Annotated in this window: 20 protein-coding genes and 1 riboswitch; of the genes, 13 read left to right on the top strand and 7 right to left on the bottom strand. The window is 41.3% G+C overall.

What is annotated here, in order from left to right; all coding sequences use genetic code 11:
• Positions 1–28: 28 nt before the first annotated feature.
• The 4 genes from aceE to A4G13_RS04295 all read left to right on the top strand — a co-directional run bounded on the left by aceE (position 29) and on the right by A4G13_RS04295 (position 6,997).
• Entirely contained in the window at positions 29–2,680 is a 2,652-nt protein-coding gene (gene aceE, locus A4G13_RS04310) for a pyruvate dehydrogenase (acetyl-transferring), homodimeric type (RefSeq protein ID WP_090653935.1), read from the top strand.
• Positions 2,681–2,805: 125 nt separating this feature from the next.
• On the top strand, positions 2,806–4,689 hold the full coding sequence (gene aceF / locus A4G13_RS04305) for a pyruvate dehydrogenase complex dihydrolipoyllysine-residue acetyltransferase (RefSeq protein ID WP_090653933.1): 1,884 nt from the start codon (positions 2,806–2,808) through the stop codon (positions 4,687–4,689).
• A gap of 131 nt (positions 4,690–4,820) precedes the next feature.
• The gene (gene lpdA / locus A4G13_RS04300; RefSeq protein ID WP_090653931.1) at positions 4,821–6,248 is read left to right on the top strand and encodes a dihydrolipoyl dehydrogenase; all 1,428 of its coding nucleotides are present in this window, start codon (positions 4,821–4,823) and stop codon (positions 6,246–6,248) included.
• A gap of 191 nt (positions 6,249–6,439) precedes the next feature.
• Positions 6,440–6,997 (top strand): NlpC/P60 family protein, encoded by a 558-nt coding sequence (locus A4G13_RS04295; RefSeq protein WP_041640202.1) that lies wholly within the window; start codon positions 6,440–6,442, stop codon positions 6,995–6,997.
• A 73-nt stretch (positions 6,998–7,070) separates the two neighbouring features.
• On the opposite strand, the gene A4G13_RS04290 is transcribed toward A4G13_RS04295, so the two are convergent.
• The 3 genes from A4G13_RS04290 to argS all read right to left on the bottom strand — a co-directional run bounded on the left by A4G13_RS04290 (position 7,071) and on the right by argS (position 10,895).
• Positions 7,071–8,075 (bottom strand): DUF3298 and DUF4163 domain-containing protein, encoded by a 1,005-nt coding sequence (locus tag A4G13_RS04290; RefSeq protein ID WP_050738259.1) that lies wholly within the window; start codon positions 8,073–8,075, stop codon positions 7,071–7,073.
• A gap of 19 nt (positions 8,076–8,094) precedes the next feature.
• A complete protein-coding gene (locus tag A4G13_RS04285) occupies positions 8,095–9,021 on the bottom strand; it encodes an RsiV family protein (protein ID WP_011200505.1) in 927 nt (308 codons plus the stop codon).
• 143 nt (positions 9,022–9,164) lie between these two features.
• Entirely contained in the window at positions 9,165–10,895 is a 1,731-nt protein-coding gene (gene argS / locus A4G13_RS04280) for an arginine--tRNA ligase (RefSeq protein WP_090653929.1), read from the bottom strand.
• 116 nt (positions 10,896–11,011) lie between these two features.
• Here argS and A4G13_RS04275 point away from each other — a divergent pair, with 116 nt between their 5' ends.
• The 5 genes from A4G13_RS04275 to hemA all read left to right on the top strand — a co-directional run bounded on the left by A4G13_RS04275 (position 11,012) and on the right by hemA (position 15,627).
• On the top strand, positions 11,012–11,584 hold the full coding sequence (locus A4G13_RS04275) for a VOC family protein (protein ID WP_041640200.1): 573 nt from the start codon (positions 11,012–11,014) through the stop codon (positions 11,582–11,584).
• A gap of 2 nt (positions 11,585–11,586) precedes the next feature.
• Entirely contained in the window at positions 11,587–11,919 is a 333-nt protein-coding gene (locus A4G13_RS04270; RefSeq protein ID WP_090653927.1) for a hypothetical protein, read from the top strand.
• 20 nt (positions 11,920–11,939) lie between these two features.
• Positions 11,940–12,401 carry an outer membrane lipoprotein gene (locus tag A4G13_RS04265; protein ID WP_011200500.1) on the top strand — a complete coding sequence of 154 codons (462 nt, stop codon included), beginning with the start codon at positions 11,940–11,942 and terminating at the stop codon, positions 12,399–12,401.
• A 228-nt stretch (positions 12,402–12,629) separates the two neighbouring features.
• Positions 12,630–14,096: a peptide ABC transporter substrate-binding protein gene (locus tag A4G13_RS04260; protein ID WP_243739743.1), complete on the top strand. Its 1,467-nt coding sequence runs from the start codon at positions 12,630–12,632 to the stop codon at positions 14,094–14,096.
• Between the two features lie 196 nt (positions 14,097–14,292).
• The gene (hemA, locus tag A4G13_RS04255) at positions 14,293–15,627 is read left to right on the top strand and encodes a glutamyl-tRNA reductase (RefSeq protein WP_090653923.1); all 1,335 of its coding nucleotides are present in this window, start codon (positions 14,293–14,295) and stop codon (positions 15,625–15,627) included.
• Between the two features lie 43 nt (positions 15,628–15,670).
• Here hemA and purU read toward each other — a convergent pair whose 3' ends face one another.
• Together purU and A4G13_RS04245 are read right to left on the bottom strand one after the other, a co-directional pair.
• Positions 15,671–16,510 (bottom strand): formyltetrahydrofolate deformylase, encoded by an 840-nt coding sequence (purU, locus tag A4G13_RS04250; RefSeq protein ID WP_011200497.1) that lies wholly within the window; start codon positions 16,508–16,510, stop codon positions 15,671–15,673.
• A 29-nt stretch (positions 16,511–16,539) separates the two neighbouring features.
• Positions 16,540–16,944 (bottom strand): H-NS family histone-like protein, encoded by a 405-nt coding sequence (locus A4G13_RS04245; RefSeq protein WP_090653921.1) that lies wholly within the window; start codon positions 16,942–16,944, stop codon positions 16,540–16,542.
• A 279-nt stretch (positions 16,945–17,223) separates the two neighbouring features.
• Positions 17,224–17,401, top strand: a riboswitch (Lysine riboswitch).
• Positions 17,402–17,489: 88 nt separating this feature from the next.
• Between A4G13_RS04245 and A4G13_RS04240 the strand changes: the two genes are divergently transcribed.
• The 4 genes from A4G13_RS04240 (at position 17,490) to cra (ending at position 22,716) form a co-directional block, all read left to right on the top strand.
• Positions 17,490–19,028 carry a Na+/H+ antiporter NhaC family protein gene (locus A4G13_RS04240; RefSeq protein WP_090653919.1) on the top strand — a complete coding sequence of 513 codons (1,539 nt, stop codon included), beginning with the start codon at positions 17,490–17,492 and terminating at the stop codon, positions 19,026–19,028.
• Between the two features lie 269 nt (positions 19,029–19,297).
• Positions 19,298–21,016 carry an acetolactate synthase 3 large subunit gene (locus A4G13_RS04235; RefSeq protein ID WP_090653916.1) on the top strand — a complete coding sequence of 573 codons (1,719 nt, stop codon included), beginning with the start codon at positions 19,298–19,300 and terminating at the stop codon, positions 21,014–21,016.
• Between the two features lies 1 nt (position 21,017).
• Positions 21,018–21,509, top strand: a complete 492-nt coding sequence (gene ilvN, locus A4G13_RS04230) for an acetolactate synthase small subunit (RefSeq protein ID WP_011200492.1) — start codon at positions 21,018–21,020, stop codon at positions 21,507–21,509.
• Between the two features lie 214 nt (positions 21,510–21,723).
• Entirely contained in the window at positions 21,724–22,716 is a 993-nt protein-coding gene (gene cra / locus A4G13_RS04225) for a catabolite repressor/activator (protein WP_090653915.1), read from the top strand.
• 48 nt (positions 22,717–22,764) lie between these two features.
• Here cra and A4G13_RS04220 read toward each other — a convergent pair whose 3' ends face one another.
• Positions 22,765–24,540: an ABC transporter ATP-binding protein/permease gene (locus tag A4G13_RS04220; RefSeq protein WP_090653913.1), complete on the bottom strand. Its 1,776-nt coding sequence runs from the start codon at positions 24,538–24,540 to the stop codon at positions 22,765–22,767.
• A 59-nt stretch (positions 24,541–24,599) separates the two neighbouring features.
• Positions 24,600–26,741, bottom strand: coding sequence for a TonB-dependent receptor (locus A4G13_RS04215; RefSeq protein WP_090653911.1), 2,142 nt, complete (start codon positions 26,739–26,741; stop codon positions 24,600–24,602).
• Positions 26,742–26,830: the final 89 nt, after the last annotated feature.

The raw sequence follows: 26,830 nt of genomic DNA, 5'->3' as shown, positions 1-26,830 counted from the left end.
CTATTAACTAACTTAAAAGGAAAAGACTATGTCACAAATGATTAATGACGTAGATCCAATCGAAACCAGTGATTGGTTATTGGCGATCGATTCTATTATTCGTGAAGAAGGTGTAGAAAGAGCTCAGTTTATTATTGAAGAGTTAATGCAACACGCTCGCAGCAAATCCGTTGCTCTGCCAACGGGTGCGACGACAGAATATGTGAATACGATTCCGCCTTCAGAGCAACCTCCGTATCCTGGTAACCTTTCTATCGAACGTCGTGTCCGCTCAGCAATTCGCTGGAATGCTTTAATGATGGTTTTACGTGCGCAGAAAAAAGACCTCGAATTAGGCGGTCATATTTCAACTTATCAATCTGCGGCAAGTATTTATGAAGTTTGCTTCAATCATTTCTTTAAAGCCGCAACCGAGAAAAATGGTGGTGACCTAGTCTTTTTCCAAGGCCATGCCGCGCCTGGTATTTATGCTCGAGCTTTTGTTGAAGGCCGCATCTCTCAGGAACAAATGGATAATTTCCGTCAGGAAGCGAAAGCTAACGGGCTTTCTTCTTATCCGCATCCTAAATTAATGCCTGATTTCTGGCAATTTTCAACAGTATCTATGGGTTTAGGTCCTGTTAATGCCATTTATAATGCGCGTTTCTTAAAATATTTAAATAACCGCGGCTTAAAAGATACGACGGATCAAACCGTTTACGCATTCTTAGGCGACGGCGAAATGGATGAAATCGAGTCAAAAGGCGCGTTAACCTTAGCCGCTCGCGAAGGTTTGGATAACTTAATTTTCGTTATCAGCTGTAACTTACAACGTTTAGACGGTCCGGTTAACGGTAACGGTAAAATTGTTCAGGAATTAGAAGGTTTATTCTTCGGTGCCGGTTGGGAAGTAATTAAAGTCATGTGGGCGACCGGCTGGGATAAGTTATTTGCAAAAGACACTTCAGGTAAATTAACGAAGTTAATGATGGAAGTTGTGGACGGTGATTATTTAACCTTCAAATCAAAAAACGGCGCTTATATTCGTGAACATTTCTTCGGTCGTTATCCTGAAACCGCCGCATTAGTTGCGGATATGACTGATGATGAAATCTGGGCGTTACGTCGTGGCGGTCATGATACGGAAAAAATGTTTGCCGCACTTGCCCGCGCGAAAAAATCCGATAAACCGGTAGTTATTTTAGCGCAAATGGTAAAAGGTTATAAAATTCCTGAAGCGGAAAGTAAAAATACTGCGCACCAAACTAAAAAAATGTCTCACGCAAGCCTTAAGAGCTTCCGTAACCACTTTGATCTTCCGCTTACTGATGAGCAAATTGATAATTATGAATATATTACTTTTGCGCCGGATTCGGAAGAAAGCAAATATTTACATGAACGCCGTGCCGCATTAAACGGTTATGTACCGGCTCGTCTGCCTAAATTTACGACTGAGTTTAAAGTACCCGCATTAGAAGATTTCTCTCAATTATTAGAAGAGCAACCTCGTGCGATTTCAACCACAATGGCGTTTGTTCGCGTATTAAATACCTTATTGAAAAATAAAGATATCGGTAAACAAATTGTGCCGATCATTGCCGACGAGGCTCGGACTTTCGGTATGGAAGGTTTATTCCGTCAAGTGGGTATCTATAATCCGCACGGTCAAAACTATGTACCTTCGGATAAAGAATTAGTGGCTTACTATCGCGAAGCGAAAGACGGTCAGGTATTGCAAGAAGGTATCAATGAGTTAGGTGCGACCGCTTCTTGGTTAGCGGCGGCAACCTCTTACTCTGTAAATAATTTACCGATGATCCCATTCTTCATTTATTACTCAATGTTTGGTTTCCAACGTGTGGGCGATATGATGTGGGCGGCGGGCGACCAATTAGCGCGCGGTTTCATGATCGGCGGTACTTCCGGTCGTACTACCTTAAACGGTGAAGGCTTACAACATGAGGACGGTCATAGCCATATTCAAGCCGGCGTTATTCCTAACTGCGTATCTTATGACCCGGCATTCGCTTTCGAAGTTGCGGTAATTATGCAGGACGGTATTAACCGTATGTATGGTGAAAAACAAGAAGACGTGTTCTATTACATCACCACATTAAACGAAACTTATGATCAGCCGGCAATGCCTGCAGGTGTTGAAGAGGGTATCCGCAAAGGTATCTATAAATTCGAAACCGTAGGTAAAGGCGAAGCGGCAATCCAATTGATGGGTTCCGGTGCGATTTTACGTCACGTTCGTCAAGCGGCTCAAATTCTTGCCGATGACTATGGTATCGCTTCCGATGTATTCAGTGTGCCTTCATTTACTGAAGTGGCGCGTGAAGGTGCCGACGTGGCTCGTTGGAATTTATTACATCCGACAGAAACACAACGTGTTCCTTATATTGCGCAAGTAATGAGCGATAAACCTGCGGTTGCCGCAACCGACTACATGAAACTTTATGCGGAACAGGTTCGTGCGTTTATTCCCGCACAAAGCTATCACGTGTTGGGTACTGACGGTTTCGGTCGTTCGGACAGCCGTGAAAACTTGCGTGAACACTTTGAAGTGGATGCGCATTATGTCGTGGTTGCCGCATTAAACGAATTAGCAAAACAAGGCAAACTGGAAAAACAAGTTGTTGCCGATGCTATTGCGAAATTCGGTTTAGATGTAGATCGTATTAACCCGTTATACGCATAATTATAGATGGTAGGGTGGGCTTGTAAGCCCACCAAAGTGCGGTCAAAAAACTCATATTTTTAATTTGATCGACACATCAAATTTTATGGTGGGCAAACATGCCCACCTTACGAAGGATGATAAATATGTCAAAACAAATTCAAATTCCAGATATTGGTGCTGATGAAGTTACCGTTACCGAAGTAATGGTGAAAGTTGGTGATACAGTTACAGAAGAACAATCAATCATCAATGTTGAAGGCGACAAAGCCTCAATGGAAGTGCCGTCTCCGGAAGCGGGCGTAGTAAAAGAAATTTTAGTGAAAGTAGGTGACAAGGTTACAACCGGTTCACCTATGTTTGTTTTAGAATCAGCGGATTCCGCACCTGCCTCTGCACCTCAAGCGGCGGCGGTAGAGCCTGCGGCGGCACCAACTACAAGCGCTGTGATCGAAATTCATGTGCCTGATATCGGTTCCGACGAAGTAAATGTTACCGAGATTATGGTTAAGGTCGGCGACAGCGTTGCGGAAGAACAATCAATTATCAATGTTGAAGGCGATAAAGCCTCAATGGAAGTGCCTGCACCACAAGCGGGTGTGGTGAAAGAAATTTTAATCAAAGAAGGCGATAAGGTTTCTACCGGTTCGCTTATCATGAAATTTGAAGTAGCGGGCGGTGGTGCGCCTGCGGCTGAAACACCTGCGACCACTGTTCAAGCGGCTCCGGCGGCAAGTGCCGTTCAGGATGTAAATGTACCGGATATCGGCGGTGACGAAGTGAATGTTACCGAGATTATGGTTAAAGTCGGTGACAGCGTTGCGGAAGAACAGTCATTAATTACGGTGGAAGGCGACAAAGCGTCAATGGAAGTACCTGCGCCGTTTGCCGGCGTGGTAAAAGAAATTTTAGTGAAATCCGGTGACAAAGTTTCTACCGGTTCATTGATTATGCGTTTTGACGTGGCGGGTAGCGCGCCTGCAGTTCAAGCGGCGGCACCGGCTCAAGCGGCATCGGCTCCAGTGGCACCTGCGCCACAAGCGGCTCCGGCACAATCTCTTGCTCCTGTGAATCAGGATTCAATTGCGACTAGCGCAAGCTATGCGCATGCAACGCCGGTTGTTCGTCGTTTAGCCCGTGAATTCGGCGTAAATCTGGATAAAGTAAAAGGTACGGGGCGTAAAGGTCGTATCTTAAAAGAAGACGTTCAGGAATATGTGAAAAACGCGCTTAAAGCTCTTGAAAGCGGTGCGACTGCATCAACCGGTGCGGCAAGCGGTGCCGGCTTAGGTTTATTACCATGGCCGAAAGTTGATTTCAGTAAATTCGGTGAAGTGGAAGAAATTGAATTAACCCGTATTAATAAAATTTCAGGCGCGAATTTACACCGTAACTGGGTGATGATTCCTCATGTTACCCATTTTGATCGTGCGGATATCACCGATTTAGAAGCATTCCGTAAAGAACAAAATGTGTTAGCGGAAAAACAAAAACTGGGTGTGAAAATTACTCCGGTGGTATTTATTATGAAAGCGGCGGCGAAAGCATTAGAAGCCTATCCGCGTTTCAACAGCTCGATTTCCGAAGACGGTCAACGATTAACATTGAAAAAATATGTAAACATCGGTGTTGCCGTGGATACGCCAAACGGCTTAGTGGTGCCTGTATTTAAAGACGTGAACAAAAAAGGCATTATCGAACTTTCCCGCGAATTAATGGAAGTGTCGAAAAAAGCCCGTGACGGTAAATTAACCGCATCGGATATGCAAGGCGGCTGTTTTACCATTTCAAGTATCGGCGGTTTGGGTACAACCCACTTCGCACCGATTGTAAATGCGCCGGAAGTAGCGATTTTAGGCGTATCTAAATCCGAAATGGCGCCGGTATGGAACGGCAAAGAGTTCATGCCTCGCTTAATGTTGCCGTTATCGTTATCTTTCGACCACCGTGTAATTGACGGTGCGGACGGTGCGCGTTTTATTAGTTATATTAATGGTGTATTATCCGATTTACGTCGTCTAGTGATGTAGTCGAATGAGAAAAGTGCGGTGGAAATTTTCAAAATTTTGACCGCACTTGCAGATTTTCGTAAAGAGGGAATTCCCTCTGTTTACCAGTTACTTTGGCGGGCAAATCAGCCTGCTCTTATATAGGTAAAAATATGAGCAAAGAAATTAAAACTCAAGTTGTGGTGCTTGGTGCAGGCCCTGCAGGTTATTCTTCGGCGTTCCGTTGTGCGGACCTTGGTCTTGAAACCGTATTGGTCGAACGTTATTCGACTTTAGGCGGTGTGTGTTTAAATGTTGGTTGTATCCCTTCTAAAGCGTTATTACATGTAGCAAAAGTGATTGAAGATGCAAAACATGTGGAACATCACGGCATTGTTTTTGGCGAACCTACTATTGATTTAGATAAAGTACGCGAAGGCAAAAATGCAGTAGTAGGCCGTTTAACCGGCGGCTTAGCGGGCATGGCGAAAATGCGTAAGGTTACTGTTGTCGAAGGTTTGGCGGAATTTGCCGACAGCCATACTTTAGTGGCTAAAGATCGCGAAGGTAACCCGACCACGATTAAATTCGATAACGCTATTATTGCAGCGGGTTCCCGACCGGTTCAATTACCGTTTATTCCTCATGAAGATCCGCGAGTTTGGGATTCAACTGATGCCCTTGCATTGCGTGAAGTGCCGAAAAACTTATTGGTTATGGGCGGCGGTATCATCGGTTTAGAAATGGGTACCGTTTATAGCGCATTAGGTTCGCAAATTGATGTGGTTGAAATGTTTGATCAAGTGATTCCTGCTGCGGATAAAGATATTGTTAAAATCTTTACTAAACGTATCGAACAAAAATTCAATTTATTGTTAGAAACAAAAGTAACTACGGTGGAAGCGAAAGAAGACGGTATTCATGTTTCCATGGAAGCCAAAGACGGTAAGGTTGAAACCCGAGTTTATGATGCGGTGTTGGTTGCTATCGGTCGTACGCCGAACGGTAAATTAATCGGTGCCGAAAAAGCGGGTATCGAAGTAACTGATCGCGGTTTTATCAATGTTGATAAACAAATGCGTACCAATGTACCGCATATTTTTGCGATTGGTGATATTGTCGGTCAACCTATGCTTGCTCATAAAGGTGTGCATGAAGGTCATGTTGCCGCTGAAGTTATCGCAGGTAAAAAACATTATTTCGATCCGAAAGTGATTCCGTCAATTGCTTATACCGAACCTGAAGTGGCTTGGGTCGGTAAAACGGAGAAAGAATGTAAAGCGGAAAACTTAAATTACGAAGTGGCGACATTCCCGTGGGCCGCCTCCGGTCGTGCAATCGCGTCGGATTGTGCGGACGGTATGACCAAACTGATTTTCGATAAAGATTCACATCGTATTTTAGGTGGTGCGATTGTAGGTACAAATGCCGGTGAATTGTTAGGCGAAATCGGCCTTGCTATCGAGATGGGATGTGACGCGGAAGATATCGCTTTAACTATTCATGCTCACCCGACTTTACATGAATCTGTCGGTCTTGCCGCAGAGGTATTCGAAGGGTCTGTGACAGACTTGCCAAATCCGAAAGCGAAGAAAAAATAATATCGCTTAATAGCTTAAAAGCCTTTCTTATATTAATAGAAAGGCTTTTTTATTGAATAAAATGCATAAAAATGTGATTTTATTCACAAAAATACAGATAAATTTGCATAAATATGAATTAAAGCTGGTAATTGGTGCGTAATTTAGGTAGGATTATCCCGTTTATAGTTTAAGTAACCAATTTTAGTATGATGATTAAGAAATTTTTGCTAGTTACGGCAGCGCTGGTAATGACCGCTTGCTCTAACTCTTCCAGGCTGGATGCCGCAGTTTATCCCTCGGCGGATGAAACAAATGATACTCAGTTAACCGAATTAATCGGTTCTTTAAAAACCAATAAACCACAATATGATGTGCGTTCCAATTCAATTCATTCAACCAAAAATGCGCAGATTAATAATAAGAAATTAATGCAAGTCTATAGTGCGTGGGCAGGTACCCGCTATCGCTTGGGCGGTACGACAACACGCGGTATTGATTGTTCCGCATTTATGCAAGAAGCCTTTTCCACTGCGTTTGGTATTGATTTACCGCGCTCCACATCCGAACAGCGTTCCGTCGGTAAGAAAATTCAGAAAAGCGAATTGAAGCAAGGCGATTTAGTTTTTTTCCGAGGTAATCGTCATGTAGGCGTGTATTTGGGCGGTAACCGCTTTATGCATTCCAGTACAAAAGAAGGCGTAACAATTAGCTCGTTAGACGACGGTTACTGGTCAAGAACCTATACGCAATCACGTCGGGTTTTATAATTTTTAAAATTCACTCAAATACAAAAAAAGTGCGGTAAAATTTACCGCACTTTTTGCTTTATTTCGTTTGGTTTTACTCCTGTATAGTAAAACCTTCTCGAAGATAGTCTTTATTAATGATGTTTTTAGCGTCAGACCAGCTGATAGATAAGGTTATTTCGCCTTCCGCAAAGGAGCCTAGGGCATAAGGCGGATAAACGAAATTTACGCCTTCAGAGCTGAAATAGAATTGTTGTGAGATATCGAAATCCTGTTTTTCGGTAAACGGTATGTCTGAATTATCGTTATTAGTATAAGCGAGATATGATTTCCACAGTAATTCTTTTAATTGGTTCTGTTTATCTTTATTTACCAACGTATTTAAGTCGATAACGGCTTTTTTTCGGCTATCAATATTAATGTAATCGGTGCTGTACATACCATGTGCACCGCCGTCATACATGTAATTTGCCACTTTAAAAGTAAGAATATTTTCTCTTTGACCGACATAATCCAAATTAATGTAATAATCCGAGCCTAAAGTAGTACCGTTTTTAATTTCGGGCAAGGCGTTGTTATAAAAGTATTCGATAAATGCCGCATAGCGGTCTTTTGCATTTGGAATCGACTCAAACTCTTTTTGCTTGTCGGCATCTTCAATGGTGATATCCGCCATTAAATTTTGATAAAGCAGAGAATCCAGCCATTCGATTCCCGTTTCTACCGTATGCATTGCATAATGAATGTGGCTTTCTTCATAGAGCGGTTCATTGTTTTTAGGTTTTTTACTAACGTTAAAATTAAATTTTTCCGTTTTATCAAATACCGTCACCGGTTTTACATACAGGGTAGGAATTTCATCTTGAATAATTTTACCTTGAATCGCCGTATCTTCAGTGGGTGAAATTGCCGCTTCAGGTTGTGCCGAATCCGCCTTTATGGTTGAAGTCGCATTGGTTTGCTGTAATTCTGCTTGCAGTTGTGCAATTTGCTGCCGGCTGGTTTGTAGTTGTTCTTTTAAGCTACGGACTTCTTCATCATTACAGGCAGAAAGTAATAACGTGGCGGAAATTAGCAAGCTAAGCGTGGTTTTACTCATGATTAAACTCCTGGGTCTATTATTTAATGTCATGCCATATATATTGACCATTAATTAGCGTATTAATTTCATTCCAGTAAAGTTGTAATGTAATTTCTCCGGCAGAGAATGGGGCAATCGAGGAAGGACTATAAACAAAATTCATACCGTCAGGCGTGAAATAAAAGTCTTTTGCAATATAAAAATTCTGTTTTTTTATATAGGGTTTATTATTGCCAAGCGCATTTGCGTAGCTATTCCACAACAATTCTTTTAATTCTTTTTGTTTTACCGGCGGAATAACGTCACTTAAACGGATAATAGACTGCGTTTCACTATCGATATTCAGATAACGAGTGTAAAAACTGCTACGTTCACCGCCATAATAGGCATGACGAAATAGTGAAAAACTGACTAGATTTTCGCGCTGACCGAGATAGCTCGTTTCAATAATATAATCGATACCTGGCAGTTTATTGGCGGTAAGAATGTCCAAATCCCGTTGATAATTGTTTTCCAGCTTTTCAGTCAGCACCGCTTTTTGTTGATCCGAATCGGAATCGTTGATTGTTAGTTTATCTTTAGGTTCGGCATCCTGATTTAATATGTCAATCGCTTGGCTGATAAGCAGTTTATCCAGCCAGGGAATACTGGTTTTTACCGTATCAATGTAATAATTAATAATACCGCTGCCGGTCGGTCGGTTTTCCGTAAAGCTAATTTCTTCGTTGCGGGTAAAAATTTTTTCTTCCGTAGTTTTTAATGCGGGGAAAGCTTGCTGTTGAGCAGTTAATTCATTTTGCGTTTGGGTTAATTTATTATTGGCGTTTTCTAATTCGGTTTTTAATTGGTCAACTTGTTGCTGATAATGTTGTAATTGAGCCGCCAATTCTATGTTTTTTTCTTCATTGCAGGCAGAGAGCATAAAAATTGAAGAGACAAGAACGGGAAGTAAAGCTTTATTCATGGTTGTTCCTTGGGATTACAGCTTAGGATAGGAGTGAAATTCGTGAGTATTATATGCCTGTCTTAGCGCTTGTGGAAGCGCTAAATAAACAAGGCAAGCGTTTATAATTGCTTGCCTTGACGATAAAAAAGTGCGGTCGGAAATTACATTTTTTCGACGGTTTTAATGCCGAGTAAATCCAATCCCTGTTTTAACGTTTTTTCCGTCAATTTAGCCAATTTCAGGCGGCTTAATTTAACAGGTTCTTCCGCATTTAAAATCGGGCAGTGTTCATAGAAACTTGAGAATACACCGGCTAATTCATACAAATAGTTACATAAAATATGCGGTGTGCCGTCTTTAGCTACGGTTTGTACCGCTTCTTCAAATTGTAATAATTTAATCGCCAGCGCGCGTTCTTTGTCATTGCGGATTTCAATATGTGCGGCTGAAAGTGCGGTCGGATTTACGTCAGTTTTGTTGAAGATAGAACGAATACGGGTATAGGCGTATTGCATATAAGGTGCCGTATTCCCTTCAAAACTCAGCATGTTATCCCAGTCGAATACATAGTCGGTGGTTCGGTTTTTGGATAAGTCGGCATATTTTACCGAGCCGATCGCCACCGCTTCAATTACCGCCGCTTTTTCCTGTTCGGAAAGCGCGGTATTTTTTTCATTAATTAACAGGGTAGCGCGTTCCACCGCTTCATCCAGCAGATCCGCTAATTTTACCGTGCCGCCCGAACGGGTTTTAAAGGGTTTGCCGTCTTTACCCAGCATCATACCGAAGTTATGGTGTTCAAGGCTGAATGAATCCGGCACATAGCCAGCCTTACGGGTAATCAACCAGGCTTGTTGCATATGCTGGCTCTGGCGCGTATCGGAGAAGACTAATGCGCGATCGGCGTGTAGAGTATGGTAACGATATTTTGCCGCGGCAATATCGGTGGTGGTGTAAAGGAAGCCGCCGTCTTTTTTCTGAACGATAACGCCCATCGGATCGCCGTCTTTATTTTTGAACTCATCAAGATAAACAACAAGCGCGCCATCGTCTTCCACGGCAAGCCCTTGTTTTTTCAGATCTTCCACTATGGCGGGCAACATCGGGTTATACAGGCTTTCACCCATTACGTCTTTTTCCGTAAGCGTAACGTTTAAGCGTTCATAGTTACGTTGATTTTGTTGCATGGTCATATCAACTAATTTTTTCCACATAGTACGGCAATATTCATCGCCGCTTTGCAACTTCACTACGTAACTGCGCGCTTTCACGGCAAATTCTTCATCATTGTCGTAAGTTTCTTTTGCCGCGCGATAAAAGGCTTCTAAATCGCTTAACTGCATGGCGTCCGCATGCTCGTTTTCCATTTTTTCCAAATAGGCGATAAGCATACCGAATTGCGTTCCCCAGTCGCCCACATGATTTGCGCGGATAACGTGATTGCCCATAAATTCTAATGCCCGCGCTACCGCATCACCGATAATTGTCGAACGCAAATGGCCCACGTGCATTTCTTTAGCGACGTTCGGCGAAGAATAATCAATCACTACTGTTTGCGGATGCGCGGTTTTAATACCGAAATTGGGCGCGTTTAAAGCGGTATCCGCCTGTTGCGCCACCCAGTTTTTATTTAAAAAGATATTAATAAAACCGGGACCTGCTATTTCGGTTTTTTCAGCAATGTCTGATAAATCCACTTGCTCTAATACTTTTTGGGCAAATTCGCGGGGATTTAAACCCAATTTTTTAGCCGCCCCCATAATTCCGTTGGCTTGATAGTCGCCGAATTGCGGTTTGCCCGATTGACGAACAAGAGGTTCCGCATTTTGTTCTGCTCCCGCCGCAATCATTGCCCGTTTAATTTTGTCCGATAAAATCCATTGAATATTCACTGTCCTATTACCTATATTTTTTTATGTTATTTGATTTCAAAAAATAATCCGTTATGATAACGTGCTTTAGCTAGTTGGAAAAGATAAAGCGAGAAAAAATGCAAAAATTTAACCAAATACATTCGTTATTTGAGCATTTGCCGGCAAATTATGGGGAATTTTCAGATTTTGAGCAAAAAATCGCAACGCTGGCTCAAGAGATGAAAGTGGATTTATCTTTGTATGAAATTGATCATTTGTCAATTCGTGTAAATACCGAGGATAAAGCGAAAAGTTGGCTGACAACTTTGTTAAACTACGGTAAAATTTTGAGCAATAATCTTGTTAACGGACGGGCCATTTATTTAATCGAATTAGAGCAACCGCTGTTATTTATGGGGCAGCGGGTCTTTATTATTGAATTGCCGTTTCCTAAAAATAAGCATTATCCCGTTGAATCCTGGGAGCACATTGAGTTTGTTATACCGTTTTTGCCTAATGAATCATCAATTGAATGGGTAGAGCGGGTTCAACAACAATTTTTATGGAACCAATCGGGCAATTTAACTATCAAAGTGGATGAACCTAAAGTTGATGGCGAACAGTTGCCGAATCCGTCAATAGCCGTGAGCTTTGCAGATAAATCGCAAAACCATGTTTGTATAAAAGTCCACCCGTTTAATATCAAAAATATTATTAAGGTTTCGTGAATATGAAAAAAGTTACTCTGACAATTGCTATGATAGTCGGTTTGGGGTTAACGGCTTGTTCCGGCAGCCAAAAACAATATGATGATGGTTATGCCGGCGAGATTTTATTTAGCCAATATGAAGGTTCAAATCTTAAATTAACCGTTCGCTATAATAATTGTGACGGAAAGGAAGGCAAGGTTGAAAATCTTGTAATTACTCAACCTTATGATTCGGATTTGCCTGTCGGCACTTGCGTTCGAGTATCGACAGCTGAAGACGGTACAAAAAATATTCGAAATATTTCAAGATCGGTTTCAAGATCTTGGTTATCTAGAACAGGTATCATTCGTTAATTTTTTAAAGGTTAAAAATTATGAAAAAAATGACATTAGCACTAGCAGTTTTAGTTAGTTTAGGTTTAACCGGTTGCGCGAACACTGACGTGTACAGTGGTGATGTTTATACCGGTGCGCAATCGAAAGAAGCGCGTTCAATCAGTTACGGTACGATTGTTTCGGCTCGTCCGGTAAAAATCCAGGCTAATAACCAAGGCGTTATCGGAACCGTAGGCGGCGGCGTGTTAGGCGGCATTACAGGCTCAACTATCGGCGGCGGTTCTGGCCGTGCGGTGGCAAGTGCAGTCGGTGCGATAGCCGGTGCGGTTGCAGGTAGCAAAATCGAAGAAAAAGTAAGCCAGGTTGATGCGTTAGAGCTTGTAATTAAGAAAGACGACGGTAAAGAAATCGTTGTTGTTCAAAAAGCGGATGCTTCTTTGAAAGCCGGCGCTCGAGTTCGTATCGTTGGCGGTTCAACACTTAACGTATCTGCAATTTAATTAGAATTTTTAAGATCTTTAAAGGCTTTTGGTGTAATATCAAAAGCCTTTATTGTTTGGTTTGTTATGAGTAATAAAATGAGATCTTCATTATTTTCGGGAAAGTTTTCTTTAGTAGCAAAAAGTGCGGTCATTTTTTGCTGTTTTTTGAGTTCGGTTGGGTGTGATCGAATTAAGGATTTGCTCTCCGATACCAAACAATCCGTCTCCGAGCAGCCCGCAGAAAGTATGACATCAACCAAGCAAATACAGACTGAAACAGTGCCGGAACAACACATATTGAGCCGGGGAGTATATTCGGATTTAGTACTGAATATTCGCGATATAAAATCAAGCGAACAAGCGGATTTTATGCGAGACCTTTTTGAAGGCTTGGTTATTTTTGATATTCACGGCAATATTCAACCGGCAGTAGCGGAAAGTTGGGAAACCAAAGATAACAAAACCTGGATTTTTACTTTACGTCAGGATGCCAAATGGTCAAACGGCGAGGCCGTGACCGCTGAGGATTTTGCTCAAGCCTGGAAGTTATTAGCCTTATCTTCTTCACCATTGCGACAATATCTTGCCTTTATTCATATAGATCAGGCACAAGAAATTTTGGAAGGCAAATCAGATATTTCTCAATTAGGCATTAAAGCGCAGGATGAATATCATCTACAAATCAGTCTTGATAAACCCATCTCTTATTTGCCTGAAATGCTGGCGCATATTGCACTATTGCCGGCTTATTCCGGCGGAAATTCAAATAAGGGAGAGCTTATCAGTAATGGCGCATATAAATTGACAGGACAAAAGGCGGATACAATTTCGCTGGTAAAAAATGAATTTTATTGGAATGCCGAAAAGGTTAGTTTTCCACAGGTGCATTACCAAAAATTAGCCGACAATACGGATGTGAAAAAGGTAGATTTAGTCACTGATTTTCGTCAAATCAAAATGGAAAATGTCGTAAATTTCCCTAAATTATGTACGTATTTTTATGAATTTAATTTAAAGGATCCGAATCTGGCAAAAACTGCGGTAAGAAATGCGCTAAATTCTATGATTTCTTCTCATAATATTGTACGGGACAGCGGGTTATCCGGTTTTGCCGTCAGTTATTTTGTGCCGCGTAATATGGAATTTGAATCGGATGAAAGCTGGCAAGCGACGGTAGTGGAGCAAATTCTGCAACAGGCTGATTTTTCAGAGAAGAATCCGTTGCAATTTAAATTAACTTATGAACAGGAGGGTATACACCCGAATATTGCAAACCGTCTTGCGCGTAGTTGGTCTCAATCGGATTTGATTTCGGTAAAAATGGAGCCTGTGAATTGGTCACAGTTGCAGGAAAAGCGTGCAAAAGGTGATTTTCAGATTATTCGTTCGGGTTGGTGTGCGGATTATAATGATCCTTCGGCATTTTTAAATTTGCTTTATTCAAAAAATCCGGATAATAAAACCGGATTCAGCCAGGAAAGGGTGGATAAACTGCTTGAAAAAGCGCAGCAGACAATTTCTGAACCGGAACGAAACGAGCTTTATCGGCAAGTATTGCTTATTTCTCGCCAAGAACATTTGTTTTTGCCGATTTTTCAATATGCAAAAGCGGTATACTTAAATCCGACGTTACAAGGATTCGACATTCATAATCCCACTGAAGTGATTTACAGTAAAGATCTTTCACGCAAACCGATGCGGCAGAAAAATTAAGGTTTTATTATTGTGCTTAAAATTTGTTCTCAAGGGATAACCCGAAAGATGTATTCGTCAAAATTTAGATGAGTTACATTTGCCCGGCTTGTTGTAATTGATTAAAATGACAGGGTTTTTATTTTAAAAATTTTTTATGCGGGCATTTTGTCGGTTGGCGGCTAATCGGCAAAATAAAGTTGAGTGATTTTCTTACATGACAATTTTAGTTCTAGGTATTAACCATAAAACAGCGAGTGTGGCATTGCGCGAAAAGGTCGCTTTTTCTCCTGAAAAGCGGGATTTAGCCTTTCAACAAATCGCTCAATCCGAATTGGCGCAAAGCGAGGTTATTTTATCAACCTGTAATCGGACTGAAATTTATTTGCACAATAAACATATTTCTCCTGAAACTGATCAAGAAAATCAACGTTGGCTGGAACAATGTATTCAATGGTTTGCCGATGTGCATCAATTAGATGTCGATGAATTAAGAAATTGTTTATATATCAAACAAAATCAAAGTGCGGTTAACCATTTAATGCGGGTTTCCTGCGGATTGGACTCTTTAGTTTTAGGCGAACCGCAAATTCTCGGTCAGGTGAAGCAAGCCTATCAATACTCGGAAGATTACTGTCAGGCGCAGCATATGCCGATGTCCAGCGAATTCTCTCGCCTGTTTCAAAAAACCTTTTCCGTGGCAAAACGCGTACGTACTGAAACGAATATCGGCAATAGCGCGGTATCCGTTGCCTATGCGGCTTGCAGTTTGGCCCGTCAGATTTTTGAAGGACTGAAAGATCTCAATATTCTCCTCGTCGGTGCCGGTGAAACCATTGAATTGGTGGCGCGCCATTTGTTACGTCACGGTGTGAAAAAATTGATGATTTCTAACCGCACTTTGGCAAGAGCCGAGTTATTGGTTGAAAAATTAGAGCATAATAAATATATTCAGGTGTTGTCTTTGCAACAGTTGCAGGATGGTTTGAATCAGGCGGATATTGTGATTAGCTCGACGGGCAGCCCGATAGTTTTAATTACTGCTGAAATGGTCAAACAGGCTCAACAAAAACGCCGTAATGCGCCGATGCTGATTGTGGATATTGCTGTGCCGCGTGATGTGGACGAACGCGTGGAAAAACTGGACGGCGTTTATCATTATACCGTAGATGATTTGCACAGTATTATCCAGCGTAATCTTTCCGAGCGGGAAAAGGCCTCAAAAGAAGCGGAGACTATTATTGATGCGGAAGCGTCGGATTTCTTTGAGTGGATGAAGGTTCATCAGTTTTCTAATTTAATCCGTACCTATCGTGAAAGTGCGGAACAAATTCGACAAGATTTATTAGAAAAAGCGGTGCAGGCTATCGGACAAAACGAAGATCCTGAAACGGTATTGCAGGAGTTGAGCTATAAATTAATGAATAAACTGATTCATTCGCCTACTCAGGCTATGCAAACCATGATGAAACAGGGCAGTATTCAAGGATTACGCAGCTTTTCATCGGCCTTAGGCATTGCGGATAAAAAAGAGCGGAATCCGCAGAAATAGAAAATAAAAAAGTGAGTTTTTAAGCTCACTTTTTTTGTGTTTTTTACAGTACGATAGTTTTATTTTTATAGACGAAAACACGATCATGTAAAACCAAGTCCAGCGCTCGGCTCAGTACGGTTTTTTCTACGTCGCGTCCGGCTTTCATCATCGCATCTGCGGAATAGGTGTGATCGATATTAATGACGTTTTGCATAATAATCGGGCCTTGGTCCAATTCATTATTAATAAAATGGGCGGTAGCGCCGATAATTTTTACACCGCGTTCATAGGCTTGCTGATAAGGTTTGGCGCCGATGAATGCAGGCAAAAACGAATGGTGAATATTCACTACGCGATTTGGATAGCGGGCAACAAAGTCAGGGTTTAATACACGCATATATTTTGCTAAAACGATAAAGTCCGGTGCGTATTCATCAATTTTTTCCGCTAATAGCTTGTCATGTTCCACTCGGGTCAAGCCTTCGTGGCTCACGCAATGGAACGGGATATCGAAACGTTCGACCAATTCTTTTAAAGTCTCATGATTACCGACCACCGCCGCAATTTCTACATCCAGGCCGCCGTAATAGTTTTTCATCAAAATATCGCCGATACAATGGGCTTCTTTTGTTACCAGAATAACGACCCGTTTTCTTTTTTGTGCATCAATTAAGCGGAAATTAGCGCCTTCGGGAAGACTGAATTCTAAATCGGCACGTAATGTCGCTTCATTAAAAATACCTTCTAATTCACTACGCATAAAAAAATGTTTTGTTTCAAAATCTACAAATTCATTATTATGCAGAATATTAAGTTGGTGTTTATAACAAATGTTTGTAATTTTAGCGATTAATCCTTTATCGTCAGGGCAATCGGTAAGGAGAATTTTCTTTTCGATCATATTGGTGTGTTTACGGCAAAGTTAATAAATTAAATAGCAAAATCAGATAAACTTTTACCTGCATTTAATTGAAGTTGAATTGCTTTTGGCATACGCCCTTGACCGGTCCAGGTTTTTTGTTCGCCGTTTTCATTGATATATTTGTATTTGGCGGATAACGGCGCTCTTTTTGCTTTCACGGTATTGTTTTTCCCGGCAAGGATTTGTGCTAATTCGTCTGCGGTAATACCGTCTTCTTTTAATAATTCGCGATATTTTTCAAGACGATTTTTACGTTCTTCTTCTAAGCGTTTAATTTCTAATTCTTCCGCTTTTTTTTCCTCTATAACAAGTTGAAACTTTTCAATTATGTTTTCTAATTGTTCTATGGATAATTCTTTTGCCATAGAACGTAAACGACGCAGATTATTTAATGTTTTAATGACTTCATTCATTTTTATTATCCTTAAATGTTATTTAATTAAAAAATATGAAGCTAAATTAGCCAGGTTCTATAATATATAGGAAATTAAAAAAATCGTAAATGTAAAATTAATTAGAGCTAGTACACGGACTTTATTATTTATAATAAATTACTCGTGAAATAATAAGATCTATTACTCGTTAAAAAACAGGTTATAGCTCAAATAATAAACAAAGATAAACGGAATCTACATTTTATTAGCTAATTATTCTTGGCAATTTCATTGTCTTATTGTAATCTTTACAGTCCCTACACATGTAGAGGTGCGAATATTATAAGTATTTTTCCAGAGTGGATAACAATGAAGGAAATTGAAAGGAATATTTGCCGAAATCAGTTAAGCGTCATCTTAACTGGTTGGTAACGTCACCGAAAGGAACGTTACTGCCATAGTCATTTTTGATTAACTATGGAGCGCTACTCGTGGGTCGGTTTCTTTCTGTATTTTACCTGCCTTAATCATTGATTATTTAATCTAAGTAGCTCTTCCTAATAAATATTATTTTAGGTAAACCAATGCAACTTGCAGATTTTTCGACTTCTCTTTGGTCAATTCTACCACCGATTTTAGCCCTCACATTAGCGATTTTTACTCGTAAAGTATTGCTTTCGTTAAGTGTCGGGATCATTGTCGGTTCATTAATGTTATCTAACGGAAGTCTCGCACAAGGGGTTAGTTATTTATTTGACAGTGTGACTTCATTAATTTTTAATTTTGATGAAGAAAACCATTTCGTATTAAATGATAATAATGTAAATATTCTTGTTTTTTTATTATTGCTGGGAATTTTAACCGCACTTTTAAGTGTTTCCGGTAGTAATCAGGCATTTGCGGAATGGGCGCAAAAACGTATTAAAGGCCGTCGGGGCGCTAAAATTATGGCGGCGTGTTTAGTCTTTATTACCTTTATTGACGATTATTTCCACAGCCTTGCGGTAGGTGCGATTGCACGCCCCGTTACCGATAAATTCCATGTATCCCGCCCGAAATTAGCCTATATTCTTGATTCCACGGCGGCACCGATGTGCGTTTTAATGCCCGTTTCAAGCTGGGGGGCTTATATTATTACTTTAGTTGCGGGATTATTAGCCGAACATTCTATTACCGGTTATACGCCGATTGGCGCTTTTATGACCATGAGTGCGATGAATTTCTATGCGATTTTTTCTATTGTTATGGTGTTTATCGTCGCTTATTTTTCATTTGATATCGGGCCTATGGCGCATCATGAAAAATTAGCTATGGAACAAGCCAACAATGTGCAAGAAACTAATTCGGCAGTTCAGGGGCAGGTTAGAAATCTCGTATTGCCGATTGTGGGATTGATTATCGGCACTGTTACAATGATGATGCATACCGGTAATCAGGCACTATTGGCTGACGGTAAAGAATTCAGCGTATTAGGCGCTTTTGAGAATACAACCGTCGGAATTTCTTTAGTTGTCGGTGGTATGACTGCGGTTCTTATTTCCACAATTTTGATTGTATTGGCAAAAAAATTATCTTCCGGCAATTATGCCAAAGCGGTTATCGCAGGCATGAAATCTATGGTAGGCGCAATTTTGATCTTATGTTTTGCCTGGACAATCAACAAAGTGGTCGGCGATATGCAGACCGGTAAATATTTATCAAGTTTGATTTCAGGCAACTTAACGCCCGCATTATTGCCGGCTTTATTATTTGTTTTAGGCGCTGCGATGGCATTTTCCACCGGTACCAGCTGGGGAACCTTCGGTATTATGTTGCCGATAGCGGCGGCAATTGCGGTTAATGCCGCTCCGGAATTACTATTGCCTTGTTTATCTGCCGTAATGGCGGGAGCCGTGTGCGGAGACCATTGTTCTCCGGTATCGGATACCACCATTTTGTCGTCGACCGGGGCAAAATGTAATCATATGGATCATGTAACGACACAATTACCTTATGCCTTACTTGTTGCCACGGCCACAATTCTGGGTTATTTAGTGGTCGGTTTTACTGAAACACCATTATTTGGCTTTATCACTACGGGCATGGCGTTATTTTTGCTGATTTTCATCACTAAAAAACGTTAAAAGCGTGATCTTAGTCATAAATTTAAATAAAAATTTAATTTTGTATATTTTATAAAATGCGACATAAAGTCGCATTTTTTTTATATTTTATTATTTTTAATTTATAAAATTCTAAAATTTTAATTAAATTAGAATTTTATTCTGTTTTTATTGATGTAATTTAAGTAAAAATTGATAGACAATCCGTTTCGGATCGGTAAACTGTTTCCATTGATAAGTAATTTATCCATAGTAATCAACTTCCTTCTATGGGTATTTGAGAGGTGAAAATGAAAAAATTATCTGGTGCGGAAATGGTTGTGCAGTCATTGCGTGATCAAGGCGTTAAATATTTGTTCGGCTATCCGGGCGGTTCGGTTTTAGACATTTATGACGCGATTCATACTTTAGGCGGAATCGAACACGTACTGGTTCGTCATGAACAAGCCGCGGTGCACATGGCGGACGGTTACGCCCGTTCAACCGGTGAGGTGGGGTGCGTATTAGTGACTTCAGGCCCGGGTTCAACTAACGCGGTAACAGGTATTTTAACCGCTTATACCGATTCGGTGCCTCTCGTTATTATTACCGGTCAGGTGCGTTCCAATTTAATCGGTACCGATGCTTTCCAGGAATGTGACACTATCGGCTTAACCCGTCCGGTTGTTAAACACAGTTTTATGGTTAAACGTGCGGAAGATATTCCGGAAACCATTAAAAAAGCGTTTTATATTGCGTCTTCCGGTCGCCCGGGTCCGGTAGTTATTGATATTCCGAAAGATGTGGTCAACCCTGCCAATAAATATACTTACGAATATCCGAAAGAAGTAAGCTTGCGTTCTTATAACCCGAATGTACAAGGACACAAAGGCCAAATCAAAAAAGCGTTGAAAGCGTTATTGGTGGCGAAAAAACCGGTATTATTTATCGGCGGCGGTGTAATTATCGGCAACAGCAGCGAAAAATTAACCCAATTTGCCCAGTTGCTTAATTTGCCGGTGACTTCCTCATTAATGGGGTTGGGCGGTTATCCCGGCACGGATAAACAATTCCTCGGTATGCTGGGTATGCACGGAACTTACCAAGCCAACATGGCAATGCACAATGCGGATTTAATTTTAGGTATCGGCGTACGTTTTGACGACCGTACCACCAATAATGTAGAGAAATATTGTCCGCATGCAAAAGTGATCCACGTGGATATCGACCCGACATCCATTTCTAAAAATATCGCGGCGGATATTCCGATTGTAGGTAGCGTGGATAATGTATTAACCGAATTTTTATCTTTACTGGAAGATGACAATTTATCAAAATCACAATCGGATTTAACGGAATGGTGGAAACAAATTGATGAATGGAAGGCGAAAAAATGTCTGGAATTCGACCGCACTTCTCAAGCGATTAAACCGCAAGCCGTGGTTGAAGCGATTTATCGTTTAACCAAAGGTGAGGCTTATATTGCTTCCGATGTAGGCCAGCACCAAATGTTTGCCGCATTGCATTATCCGTTTGATAAGCCTCGTCATTGGATCAATTCCGGCGGCGCAGGTACAATGGGATTCGGTTTGCCGGCGGCGATCGGGACGAAATTCGCCCATCCGGACAGCCGGGTTGTGTGTATTACCGGTGACGGTAGTATTCAAATGAATATTCAAGAGCTTTCAACCGCAAAACAATATGGTACGCCGATTGTGATTGTAAGTCTGAACAATCGCTTCTTAGGCATGGTAAAACAATGGCAGGATTTGATTTATTCGGGCCGTCATTCACAGGTTTATATGAATTCGTTACCTGATTTTGCCAAATTGGCGGAAGCTTACGGTCATGTAGGGATTCAAATCAATACGGCAGACGAGTTAGAGGAAAAACTGACTCAAGCCTTTGCGGTTAAAGATAAATTAGTGTTTGTCGATGTACTTGTGGATGCCACGGAAAATGTATATCCGATGCAAATTACAGGCGGCGGAATGAATGAAATGCTTTTAGGTAAACCAGCGGAGAAATAATATGCGTAGAATTTTATCAGTATTACTAGAAAATGAATCGGGTGCATTATCTCGTGTGGTTGCTTTATTTTCTCAACGTGCATTCAATATCGAAAGTTTAACCGTAGCGCCGACCGATGATCCGACTTTGTCACGTATGACTATCGAAGCCTCGGGAGATGAAGCGATATTGGAGCAAATCGAAAAACAATTACACAAATTGGTGGATGTGTTTAAAGTCATTAATTTAAGTGATTGCGAACATGTTGAGCGTGAAGTCATGTTATTGAAATTGCGCGCTACCGGTTCGACCCGTGATGAAATTAAACGTTTAACGGATATTTTCCGCGGTCAGATTGTAGATGTAACAACCAAATCCTATACGATTCAATTAGCCGGTACAAAGGACAAATTAAACGCCTTTGTTAGCGCGGTAAAAGAAGAGACTACAATTATTGAGATTGTACGTTCGGGCTTAATCAGTTTGTCTCGCGGCGAGAAAAACTGTCTATAAGTTTCTCTTCTTTACTAAAAGTGCGGTAAAATTTACCGCACTTTTTTCTTTTTCTTCACCTTTCAACCTGCCACCCGGTTGCAAATTGTCATAAAAAATATGACTTCATCAATAATTAGTGAGAACTAGATCAAATATTTATAATTCCGTACTAAATATTTAACATTCAGGTGCTATAATCGTTTCAGCAGTTTCACGTTTTAAGGATAAAATAATGAAGTTAGAAGAATTGGCAAAATTGGCGGGTGTTTCTCGCACTACCGCCAGTTATGTGGTTAACGGCAAAGCTAAACAATACCGGGTCAGTGACAAAACCATAGAAAAAGTGCAAGCCTTAATAAAAGAATATGACTTTAAGCCCAATGCCATGGCGGCGGGGTTACGAGCGGGCAAGAGCAACACTATCGGTTTGATTATCCCGGATTTTGAAAATTTAAGTTATGCCAAAATTGCTAATCAGCTGGAAAAATCCTGTCGTGAGAATGGCTACCAGCTATTGATCACCTGTTCTAACGATAATGTGGCAAATGAACTTGAATGTGCGAAACATCTGTTTCAGCGTCAGGTTGACGCGTTGTTCGTTTCCACCGTATTGCCGGCGGATAATCATTATTATCAGCAAAATAACGCCATTCCGATTATCGGTTTTGATCGCCATATTGATTCCGAGGGGGTAGATAACGTACTTACCGACGATAAACATGATGCCTATGAGCTTGCCGTGTCTTTGTTTGATAAAGCGGATTATCAACGTATTTTATTTTTAGGCGCATTGCCTGAATTACCGATGAGTAAAGCCCGCGAGGAAGGATTTAAACAGGCGCTGGGCAAAAAGCAGCTGCAGGTTGATTATCTTTATGCGAGCCAATTCCGTAAGGAAAATGCCGAGCAATTAGTGAGCGAATGGATTGAGAAGAACGGAATCGTACCTGATGCTATTTTCTCCACGTCATTGACTTTATTGCAGGGTCTATTGATGTCTTTTATTAAACGCAATGAAGCTTTTCTGAAAGATTTGGTGATTGCCACCTTCGGGTGGCATGAAATGCTTGAGTTACTGGAAAATAAAATTGTGTGCAGCGTGCAGGATCACAGTAAGGTAGTGCAGGCGTTGTTGGATTTGGCGCTGCACAAAATGCGCATTAAAAAATTAAAACAGCTTCATCCCGTTATTCAGCGTAGATTGGCTTACCATAACTGGCAATAAACCTATTTTCCATTGATAAAAACTGCGGTAAAAATTACCGCAGTTTTTTTATATTGTCCGGCTGGATTTGTCGAGCCCGATAACCAAATGTTTGGTGTGGAATTGTTGTAATGTGCAGCGATGCCCGACACTCAGTATAATCATGCCCGGCAACGCCTGTCGGATCTTGCTGTATAAACTATGTTCCGTCGGCTCGTCCAGAGCGGATGTGGTTTCATCCAGAAAAACCACATCCGGTTTAGTCAGGAAAATCCGGATAAACGCCACCCGTTGCAGTTCTCCCGGGGAAAGAATCGCCTGCCAGTCATTTTCCTGATCGAGGGCGAAAATGTATTTATCCAAATGGCATTTCAACATATAACTTTCAAGTTCGGGATGGTGAGGGTCAATGTTGGGATAACAAATCGCTTCGCGTAATGAACCTTGCGGCATATAAGGGCGCTGCGGTAAGAATAAAATTTTGCCGTTGCACGGACGTTTTGAACGCCCGACGGTTTCAAAAGGATAAATACCGGCAATGGCTTTTAAAAGAGTGGTTTTTCCGGTGCCGGAAGCGCCTTGAATCAGTAATGCGTCGCCGGCGGAAAGTTCTAAATTAATTCCCTCGAACAGCACATTGCCTTTTGCATCTTTTAAACCGAAATTCTCTAAAGCAACGCGCTGGCTGCATTCAATAGGATTCGGGATTAAATGGGTGTCCAGTTCGTTTAATTTCCCCATAAAACCATACAAACGGTTCAGCCGCGCTTGATAAAGCGTGAATTGTTCGTAAAACAAACGGAAAAACGAAAGGGCGCGCATTAAGCGATTAAAGGCTTGTACTGTTTGGTGCATATCTCCTAATGTGGCTTGCCCGGCGAAAAATCGCGGTGCCTGTAACATTAGGGGTAAAATCATAGCGATTTGCGTTACCCCAGTGTTAAAACCGTCCAGCCCCAGCATTTGCCGCACGATTGCCCAACGGTTTTTTATGATGGCTTTAAATATTTCGTTTAAATATTGGCGTTCCTTTTGCTCGCCGTCGTAAAAGGCAATACTTTCCGCATTATCCCGGATACGGATTAAAGAATAACGGTAATCACCGTTCAGTTTTTCTTTATTGAAATTCAATTTAATCAGTGGATAGCCAATCCAGACGGAAAGGGCAGTGGCAATAATGATAAAGGTATAAATAAAAAATACGACGCCTTTTGGAATGCTGATATCAAATAATACAAGCAAGCCGGAAAGCCCCCATAGAATAATGGTGAATTCAATAATGGAAACAATGGCACCTAAAATACCATCCACTAGATCCACGGTCCCGGTAATAAATTCGCGGGCATCTTGTTCGATACGTTGGTCAATATTATCGGGCAGATCTTTTTCATATTTCAGCCGATAATAATTTTTATGATCAAGCCAGCGGCTGAGCATGTCGTCGTTGAATTTTTCCAGCCAGCGGATTTCAAATATCTGACGAATTAGGTAATTTATAATGGAATGGATGATTTTAAAGCCTACCAGCATGGCGTTAATTGTGGCGAAAAACCAAAAGGCATCGGCTTTTTTATCTTGCAACGCGCTATATAACCCATTATAGAAAAAGGAGTTTAAGACGCTGATGCGTACTTCCAATAAGATCAATAAAAATAGAAATAGTATCAGCCCGATGGTTTTAAATTTATTGGATTGCTCAATACAGGGTTTGGTTACTAACCAGAATTTCTCACCAAAATCCGTTTTTCTTAGTAATAAAGCAAAAAAAGTGAATGCCAAAGACACCCAAATGAGGGTGGTAATCAGCCATGAAAAACTGTTATTTAATTCTGTTTGCCAGTTCATGCATTGTTTTCCGAATAAGACAAAAGGGCAGTGAACTGCCCTTAGATTGGCGGTGATAATTAGAATGTATATTCTGCGGTTAGCCAGTAAGTACGGGGCATACCCACCACGGCAAAACTGCGGTCATATTTGCCGCGTTGTACCTGCCAGTAGTTTTTGTCGAATACATTTTCTACCGCCGCACGTAACGTCAGAGTTTGAGTTTCATTGAGCTTAATCAGATATTTCGCTCCCAGATCCACTGTTGTGTAAGCGGGTAGTTTATATTTTTTATCAATATCCTGATAGGATTTGCCGTAATACTGCAGAGCGGCGTTTAAGGTCAGATTCTCAATAAACGGCGTATCCCAGTCGATATTGGCTTTACTGATAATTCTAGGGCTTGCGACTTGGGTTCCGGTTTTAATTGCGCCGGCATAAGTGGAATAGTCGATTAATTCCCCTTTGTTATAGGTAATGCCTAAGCTTGGGCGTACTGTGTTGTTAAACAGGCTGGCATAAATATTAAATTCGATACCGCGATTGCGTTCTTCACCCTGTTCTTCGCCGACTGTTTTAGCTAAATTAGTCGTGACAGTACCCGGGCGACGAATTTGGTAAATGCTGGCGGTAGTGGTGAATAAATCTCCCCAGTTTTTACGCACGCCAAGTTCAATCTGGCGGCTTACTACCGGTTTTGCCATATTGCCGTCTTCATCCACATAACCCGGCTCTAAATCCTCCAGATAGTTACCGTAGAACACTAAATCAGGATTCGGCACATAAGCCAGCGTGACCATCGGGCTAAAGCGGTTTTTATCGCCTTTGCTATCGTTTTTATAATTGTGCTGTTTTATCCATTGGAAACGACCGCCAAGGGTTAAACGCAGACTATTGTCAAAGAAGCCGGCGGTATCCGCTAATGCCCAGCTATAACTTTTTAATTTAACATCCGTTTCCTGAGCCAGACCGTCTTGCTCAGGTGTACTGATAAAGACGGGATTATAAATATTAGTGCTGAATTTACCGGTTCGTTTTTTGCTCGGATTGTTATCGAAATCGCGCTGACGTTCGACTATATCAAAGGAAGTATTCCACATATGGTAAATCGAACCTGTTTCAAACTCGCCTTGCAGCTTTAAGTTTGCGCTTGTGGTGCGGGTGCGATAATCAATTAAGGTAGAATTTGCGGCACTGTAATCACCGTCGGTATTTTTCATGGTTAATTGGGTAAAAGAACCGTAATATTTAGATTCCATATGGCCAAGTCCGCCGGACAACATCATGTTATAAGGCAAATCATACTCAAAGGTACCCATAACGGTTTGATCTTCGGTAGTTTGTCCTGACCAGTTCGGAATTAAATTAATTTTTCCGTCCGGCGCTTTCGGCATGGCAAAATCAAGATTTTGAATATCCTGTACACGCGCACGTCCGCCGTTGGTGGCGCGTTTGGCGTACATATAGTCTATGGCTGCGCGAAATTTATCGCCGCGGTAGTCTGCGGCAACGGCAAATTCCTTATTAATCTCGTCATATCCGTGGCGGGCGGTATCGCCGTCACGATATTTACCGTTAACACGTACACCCCAGGCATTGTTTTCGCCGAATCGGCGGCCAAAATCAAAAGATTCCTGCAAACGGTTGTTACTGAACCAGCCAAAACCGATTTTATTAATCGGATTATCCGTTGCGTGTTTGGTTTCAATATTCATAGCTGAACCGGCGGAACCTTCAGGATCCATACCTGTTGTGGCGGTTGATGCGCCTTTAATTAATTGTGCCGAGCTGACTGCGGCGGTCGGCGAGTTGTAAGTGGAATAAAGGCCGGCTAAGCCGTTTACGCTGATTTGGCGCGCATCAAGCTGCAAGCCGCGCACATAAATTCCCGAAAGCGTATTGGTTTCGCCGCCAAAATTCATTACGGAAGCATCGGTTTTTGCAATGGCATCCACTACATTACGGGGTTGCTTGTCTTCAAAGGCTTTTTCGTCATAATTCACCACGGAAATAGGTGAGGTAAAGGCGGGTTGACGGCCTAATAAACTTAAATTCACAATGTCCTTTTGTTTATTGCCGGCAGCTTTTGCTTTTTCTAATTCGGTAGCGACGTTAATTTGTTCTAATTCGGTATTTACTTCCTGATTCGTTTCAGTTGCATAGGACGAAAAAGCAAGCCCGCTGAAAAGTGCGGTATAAATTAAGTTAAATTTAAAATTCATAAGAAACCTTAGATTATTTAAGATTATTAGGGTATTGATAAAAAATAGATACGCAAATTTATGCGATAAAAATTGCGGAAAGTATATAG

It is taken from the genome of Basfia succiniciproducens, assembly GCF_011455875.1.
Taxonomy (GTDB): domain Bacteria; phylum Pseudomonadota; class Gammaproteobacteria; order Enterobacterales; family Pasteurellaceae; genus Basfia; species Basfia succiniciproducens.
This window is presented reverse-complemented; position numbering and strand designations above follow the sequence as displayed.